Below are 6,709 nucleotides of genomic sequence, written 5' to 3'. Positions count from 1 at the left end.
GGTCCTCGGCCGGGTACGGTTCGGATCCGTTCGCCGGCGGTCGCCGGGTGTGGTCGACACGGGTGTTGCCGTCCGGATACGGGACGTACGGATCGGCGGAGAGCGATGGCCCGTCATCCGGGTAGGGGTCGTAATCCTGCCGTGATCCACGGCCGAGGCGCGCTCCGCCGCTCGGCCGTGGCCCGCCGTCCTGGCGGGACTCGTGGTCGTTACGGGCGCCGCGGTGACGGCCGGATCCGGTACCCCGCGCAGAGCGCTGCCGGTCGGCGTCCGACGGGCTGCTCACCAGCGCGCTGCTGCCCCCGCCGCCGCAGACGGCGTCCCGCGGCTGGCGCAAGCTCGTCTACCAGGTGTCTGCCGGCGCGGTGAACCCCGGGCCGTCGCCCGACGAGGTCCGCGATCGCCGGCAGACCGCCCGAATCCGCACCCCGTTGCTGGACTGCCACCGCATCGCGGTCCTGTCCCTCAAGGGCGGGGTCGGCAAGACCACGACCACTGTGGCGGTCGGTTCGACCCTGGCCAGCCTGCGTGGCGATCGAGTGGTGGCGATCGACGCCAACCCCGACCGCGGCACACTCGGCTCCAAGGTGCCGCGTACCTCCGCGCACACCGTGCGGGAGCTGCTGGAGGATGCACACCGCCTGCACCGCTACGTGGACGTCCGTAGGTACCTGTCCCAGGCCGACTCCCGGCTGGAGGTGCTGGCCTCGGCCAACGACCCGGAGCTGTCCGACACCTTCGGCGCCGAGGACTACCGAGCCGTGGATGATCTGCTCCAGCGGCATTACTCGATCCTGCTGACCGACTGCGGAACGGGCATCCTGCACAGCGCCATGCACGGGGTGCTGCAGCTCGCCGACACGCTTGTGATCGTGAGCAGCGCGACCGCGGACGGCGGCACCAGCGCGAGCGCCACTCTGGACTGGCTGGACGCGCACGGGTACGCCGAGCACGTCCGCGAGGCGGTCGCGGTGATCTCGATGTTTCCGACGCAGGGCGAACGGGTCGACGTCGACGCCCTCGCCCATCACTTCGAGGCGCGGACCCGGCGGGTGGTGCAGGTCCCCTTCGACCCGCACCTGGCCGACGGTGGGCGGATCGTGCTGTCGGACCTGAAGCGAGAGACCCAGACGGCGTACCGGGAGATCGCGGGCGCCGTGGCCGAGCGCTTCGGCGAGGAGCGCGGCAGCCGCCCCCACTGAGCCGCTGTCCCAGGGCACCCGGCCTCCGCGGCCCGGCGGGGCGGGCACCCGCCCGGACACCCAGCCCGTCCGGCCGACGCCCGGCTCAGCGGCTCAGCGCCGCCACCGCCGCTCGGACGCCGGGGCGCCGCAGCTGGTGGGCGACCGTCGTGCGACCCTCGATGAGCCGGGTGAACAGACCGAAGGTGCCCGGGCCCGACATAAGCGCGTGCATCACCCCGGGTCGCCGGGTGAACGCGCCGAGCACCTTCCGACCCGCCGCCATCTCCGGGCCCAGAACCGCCTCGACGCGGTCAGGGTAGGCATCCAGGGCGGCCGAACCGACGGACCCGGCGGCACCAGGGGCGCCGACCGCGCCCGCGGCCGCCTCCCCGGCGAGCCGGCCCGAGCGCAGCGCGAACGAGATGCCCTCCCGGGTCCACGGGTCGAGCAGGCCGGCGGCGTCCCCGGCGACGAGGACCCGGCCACGGCGCAACGGAGAGTCGACGGCCCGGACCCGGGTGAGGTGACCGGAATCGTGCTGGCGCGGGGCCGCGGTGAGCCCGAGCCGCTCGACGAACCGCTCGTAGTACCCGCGTAGGGCGGCGCCCTGGGCCCGGTCGCCGATCACCCCCACGGTCAGCACCCGCCCCTTGGGAAACAGCCAGCCGTAGGAGCCGGGCACCGGGCCCCAGTCGATCAGCAGGCGGCCGGCCCACCGGTCGGCGAGGGCGGCGTCGACGACGAACTCGCCCTCCAGGCCGACGTCGACCTGATCGCACCGGACTCCGACGTGGGTGCCGCAGCGTCCCGAGGCGCCGTCCGCCCCGATGACGACGCGGGCCCGCAGGTCGGCGCCACCGCGCACCCGCACGGTCACCCAGTCGTCGTCCGCCCCGGGCGCCACGGCGCCTGCCTGCCGGTCCGCCGGGTCGCCACCCGACTCGAGCAGGCCCAGCACCTGCACGCCGGTGCGCACGATCGCCCCGGCCGCCTGGGCCGCGGCCAGCAGCGCGGCGTCCAGGTCGGTCCGCATCACCATGGAAAGCCAGGGCCGGGCGTCCGTCCGGCCCCGGCTGACCGTGTACCGACCGTCCCAGGTCATGGTCAGCGAGCTGACCGTGGCACGGACGAGGCCCGCCAGGTCGATGCCGACATGATCGGTCGACAGGCCCACCAGCCCGCCGCCGCAGGTCTTGTACCGCGGCATCGACGACCGTTCGAGGACGCAGACGCGGGCCCCGGCGGCCGCCGCCGCCCGCGCCGCGCTGCCCCCGGCGGGGCCCGCCCCGACGACGATGACGTCGAAAATGCTGTCCGGCGTGTCGATCGCGCCCACCGCAATCCCTCCCTGTCGGGCCATCGCCCGCCTGCACCCGATCCACCGGACGGTGCCCGGCTCCTCATGGGGGCCGTTCGATGGCCCCGACCCGTGTCAGCGCAGGGTGAGGCTGCGGCCGACGAGGCCGGCCCGGACCCGGCGCTCCTGCGCGTTGAGCGGCGTGGGGTCCGCGAGTGCCGCCCGGTAGGCAAGCCGCAGCGCGGCGGCCGGCTCCTCGCAACGCTCCGCCTCGGTGTCCGCGGCGAGATCCCAGACCGGTACGGCGAGGCCGTCGGCTCGGAAGAAGCCGACGAACCGAGATCCCGGACCGACGGTGAGCCGCTCCGCCGCGGCCAACCGGGCGAGGGCGTCCAGCAACGCCTCCTCCGAACGGGCGACGTCGTCGTCGGCGGCGTGGTCGTCGTCGTCGGCGGCGGCGGCCGAAGCCGCCGCGGGCGCATCCGTGACGGTTCCGGCCGGTGCGGCCAGCGGCAGCGCCCAACGCAGATGCCACCTGTCACTGGGGTGGCACCAGTAGGCGGCCGGCACGGCGGACAGCCGCACCGTGGGCACCACGGTGGCGTTGGCGCGTTCCAGCATCGCCGCCACCTCCTGATTGGGCCCGCTGTCGTCGTCCGATGACGGCAGCCACCAGCCGAAGCCGGAGTGGACGGTGATCTCCAGGGGGGCGGGATCGAGCAGATCGGTGAGCCGGGGCAGCCCGGCCAGCCCGTCCGGCCGCTGCTCGACCAGGCGCGGGGACGAGGCGGCCGGGGCGTCCATCACGTTGCCCGGTTCGGCGTCGAGGGCGGCGAGCAGCGCCCCGGCGATGTCGCGGGACGCGTCCAACCCGGGCAGCGCGGTCTGCATGGCGACGAGGATCTCCCCGTCCTCCCGGACCAGCGCCGGCGCCGCCTGCGGCAGCATCGTGCAGAGCGTGATGCGTCGGTCGGCATGCTCGGGATGCTTGGCGAGGTGGTCGGCCACGAGGATCAGCGGGGCGGTCGCGCTCGGCACCAACTCACGCAACGCGACCAGGTCGGGCTCGTCGCGGCGGCCGAGGAAGGGCCGTAGCACCGGAGCCGGCCTGGTCCGCTCGCCGTGGCACGCCTTGTAGCGGCGCCCGGAGCCGCAGGGGCACGGCTCGCGCGGCCCGACTACGCCGGTCGCGCCGGTCGCGCCGGTCGCGACGTGGGAGGGACGGTTACCCGGACGCTGGGATGCAGGTCGACGTGCGATCACGGGCTCCTGGGGTCATGACCGTCACGCACGGTCGTGGACATCGGCTGGGTACGGCTGGATTCGGGGTAAGGCTAGGCCATGGGCCGCGCGAGGCGAGGACGCCGGGCGCCGCGGCCGCACCCCGCGGGGGCATTCAGGGATAACCCCCAACCATTCTGGGGGTTGTCCCGCCGGGTCGACGCCGGCCGCACACCGGGGGTGGTAATGACAGGCACGATGATGGTGCCTGCCCGCCGGGTCGCCCCTGGCGCAGGCGCGGAGATGATCGCCGCGCCCGGCTCGCGTGCAGCCGCCCGGTCGGGCCACGGGATCGGCACGAAAACGGCGTCCCGGGGTGAGGAATGGTGGTTTGACGCGCGCCGGCCGGCATCGACGTCGAGTCAACGGGGGGATTGGTGGCAAAGGTCGTCGTCGCCGGCGGGGGAATTGCGGGAATCGCCTGCGCCAATGCGCTGCAAGCAAAGGGAATCACGGTGGAGGTCCGGGACCGCGGCCGGGTGATCGGTGGCCGGATGGCCTCGCGGTGGATTGACGCGCGGATCGTGGACTCCGGCGCTTCCTACTTCACCGTCACCTCGCCCGAGTTCGCCGAGGTCGTGGACGACTGGATGGCCCGGGGGATGGCCCGCCCGTGGACCCGGCGGATTTCGGTGCTCGACGGACCGAGTGGGACGTTGGCCGCCGCCGGACCGGGGCCGCTGCGCTACGCCGCGCCCCGCGGGCTGCGGTCGCTGGTCGCGGACCTCGCGTCCCGGGCCGGGGTCAGCGTGGCGCAGTCCGCCCCGATCGCCCGGATCACCCCGGGCCCGTTCGTCGACGGGGAGCCGGCGGACGCGGTGGTGCTGGCCATGCCCGACCCGCAGGCGCTGCGCCATCTCGACGAGGCCTTCGCCGAGGAGCGGGCCCTGGTCGCCGACCGGTCCTGGTCGCCCGCGCTGGCGCTGCTCGCGGGCTGGTCGCACCGCTGCTGGGCACCGATGGACGGCGCCTTCGTCCACGACGACGACACGATCGAGTGGATCGCCGACGACGGTCGCCGCCGCGGCGACAACGCGCCCGTCCTGGTGGCGCACTCGACCGCCGGGTTCGCCCGGCCGCGACTGGCCGAGCCGCCGGCGGCGGGACCCGCGCTGATCGCGTCGCTGCGACGGCTGCTTGCCATCCCGGAACAGCCGCGGTGGGTGCACGTCCAGCGGTGGGCGTTCGCCCGGCCGGACCGCCCGCACGAGGAGTCGTTCCACTTGTCCGACAATCGAATCGGCCTGGCGGGCGACGGGTGGGGCCGCCCGAAGATCGAGAATGCCTGGCTCTCGGGCACCGGGTTGGGCCGGGCGATCGCCGAGCGACTCCGCTGACCGGCGACGGTGTGACGCACTTCCGCAAACGTTGGTCTAGCAGGTTCGATTGACGTTGCCCGAGGGGGGTACACCTGCCGACATGGAGATCAAACTCAGCCTGTCGTTGCCTCGCGATGAGATCTCCATACCCGTGGTTCGCCGAATCTGTACGCAGTCTCTAAAGGTTCTCGGGGTATCCCAGGAATGCGTCGACGACGTTGAGCTTGCGTTGACAGAGGCATGTGCGAACGTTCTTCTTCATGCCCAGGCTGAAGACGAATACGAGGTATCGGTGGGCGTCGACAACGAGGTCGCCGTCATCGAGGTGAGCGATCGCGGCGACGGCCCGGACGGCGCCTTCGAAGGCTTGTTCGAATCGGAACGGACGGTACACCCGAACCTGGACGGTGTGGCACCGGAGAACGTCCCGGAGCAGGGTCGGGGGATCTTTCTGATGCGGGCGCTCATGGATCACGTCCAGTTCCACCGGGTGGAGGGACCCCACCGGGGTACCCGCGTGCACCTGGAGAAGATGCTCGACTGGGAGGAGAGCGCCCCGGGGGCGCAGTTGAGCCGGGCGCGCAGGACGACCGGGCCGTGGGGCACCACCCGGCCGCCGAAGGCCGCCGACGAACCGGTCTGACGCCGCCTCGCCCGCTACGCTGACGGCAGTGGACGGGCGAGTGGGAGCTGGGTGGATGCCGGGCATGGATGCGGTGGGGACCGACGCGACCACGACGACGGCCCGGATCGGGGTCGTCACCTTCCCGGGTTCACTCGACGATCGGGACGCGGCCCTCGCCGTGCGGTCCGCCGGCGCCGAGCCGGTCGCGCTCTGGCACGGGGACGATGATCTCGCCGGGGTCGACGCCGTCATCCTGCCCGGCGGCTTCTCCTACGGGGACTACCTGCGCGCCGGTGCGATCGCCCGGTTTTCCCCGATGGTCGCGGCCATTGTGGCCGCGGCCGCCGACGGCCTTCCCACGCTGGGCATCTGCAACGGCTTCCAGGTGCTGTGCGAGGCCGGCCTGCTGCCGGGCGCGCTGACCCGCAACGCCGGGCTGCACTTCGTCTGCCGCGACCAGCGGCTGCGGGTCGAGACAACGGCCACGGCGTGGACGCGGAACTACCAGCCCGGCGAGGAGATCGTCATCCCGGTCAAGCATGGCGACGGCCGCTTCGTGGCGAGCCCCGAGGTGCTTGCCGAGCTGGCCGCGCAGGACCGGATCGTGCTGCGCTACCTCGGCGGCAACCCCAACGGCTCGGCCGACGACATCGCCGGCGTCTGCAACGCCGAGCGCACGGTCATGGGCCTCATGCCCCACCCGGAGCACGCCGTCGACGAGCTGACCGGCTCGGGCCTGGACGGGCTGCGCATGTTCACGTCGGTGCTGACCGGCCTGCTCACCCGCGCCTGACCGGCCCGGCGGCCTCCTCGGACTCGGCGGCCTCCTCGGACTCGGCGGCGGGCTGGTCGTCCCGCGCCACCGACCGGCGCAGCGCCGCGTGCAGTGCCGCCGGGGTGAGCACGCCCGCCAACGTGCCGGCGGCGTAGACGTCGAGCGTGCCGCTGTCCTGCGCCAGCAGCGCGGACAGCGCCTCCCGCAGGGACGCCCCCACCTCGATCC

General features: G+C 73.7%; 6 protein-coding genes and 2 pseudogenes. 4 read left to right on the top strand and 4 right to left on the bottom strand.

Translation table 11 applies throughout. The features are described 5' to 3' along the window. Positions 1–286 (bottom strand): annotated as a pseudogene (locus tag NBZ85_RS25495) (hypothetical protein); the annotation flags it as partial. A 64-nt stretch (positions 287–350) separates the two neighbouring features. On the opposite strand from NBZ85_RS25495, the gene NBZ85_RS25490 reads away from it, so the two are divergent. Continuing rightward, the gene (locus NBZ85_RS25490; protein ID WP_261562734.1) at positions 351–1,202 is read left to right on the top strand and encodes a MinD/ParA family ATP-binding protein; all 852 of its coding nucleotides are present in this window, start codon (positions 351–353) and stop codon (positions 1,200–1,202) included. Between the two features lie 85 nt (positions 1,203–1,287). Here the strand turns inward: NBZ85_RS25490 and NBZ85_RS25485 are convergent, their stop codons facing one another. Together NBZ85_RS25485 and NBZ85_RS25480 are read right to left on the bottom strand one after the other, a co-directional pair. Beyond that, a complete protein-coding gene (locus NBZ85_RS25485; RefSeq protein WP_261562733.1) occupies positions 1,288–2,544 on the bottom strand; it encodes a geranylgeranyl reductase family protein in 1,257 nt (418 codons plus the stop codon). A gap of 72 nt (positions 2,545–2,616) precedes the next feature. After that, complete coding sequence (locus tag NBZ85_RS25480; RefSeq protein WP_261559462.1) at positions 2,617–3,744, bottom strand: DUF5926 family protein; 1,128 nt, start codon at positions 3,742–3,744, stop codon at positions 2,617–2,619. 395 nt (positions 3,745–4,139) lie between these two features. Between NBZ85_RS25480 and NBZ85_RS25475 the strand changes: the two genes are divergently transcribed. The 3 genes from NBZ85_RS25475 to purQ all read left to right on the top strand — a co-directional run bounded on the left by NBZ85_RS25475 (position 4,140) and on the right by purQ (position 6,499). Beyond that, complete coding sequence (locus tag NBZ85_RS25475; protein ID WP_261562732.1) at positions 4,140–5,099, top strand: NAD(P)/FAD-dependent oxidoreductase; 960 nt, start codon at positions 4,140–4,142, stop codon at positions 5,097–5,099. An 82-nt stretch (positions 5,100–5,181) separates the two neighbouring features. Then, positions 5,182–5,724, top strand: coding sequence for an ATP-binding protein (locus NBZ85_RS25470; protein ID WP_261559460.1), 543 nt, complete (start codon positions 5,182–5,184; stop codon positions 5,722–5,724). 64 nt (positions 5,725–5,788) lie between these two features. Next, the gene (purQ, locus tag NBZ85_RS25465; RefSeq protein WP_261559459.1) at positions 5,789–6,499 is read left to right on the top strand and encodes a phosphoribosylformylglycinamidine synthase subunit PurQ; all 711 of its coding nucleotides are present in this window, start codon (positions 5,789–5,791) and stop codon (positions 6,497–6,499) included. Here the strand turns inward: purQ and NBZ85_RS25460 are convergent. After that, positions 6,486–6,709: pseudogene (locus tag NBZ85_RS25460) on the bottom strand (hypothetical protein); the annotation flags it as partial. The gene purQ and the pseudogene NBZ85_RS25460 sit on opposite strands and share 14 nt — an antisense overlap.

The sequence above is a fragment of the Frankia tisae genome (assembly GCF_025403405.1).
GTDB classification, from domain to species: Bacteria; Actinomycetota; Actinomycetes; order Frankiales; family Frankiaceae; genus Frankia; species Frankia tisai.
This window is presented reverse-complemented; position numbering and strand designations above follow the sequence as displayed.

Coding starts and splice junctions, on each gene's coding strand:
- NBZ85_RS25485 (WP_261562733.1), bottom strand. CDS start 2,544: ATGGCCCGACAGGGAGGGATTGCGGTGGGCGCGATCGACACGCCGGAC.
- NBZ85_RS25470 (WP_261559460.1), top strand. CDS start 5,182: ATGGAGATCAAACTCAGCCTGTCGTTGCCTCGCGATGAGATCTCCATA.
- purQ (WP_261559459.1), top strand. CDS start 5,789: ATGGATGCGGTGGGGACCGACGCGACCACGACGACGGCCCGGATCGGG.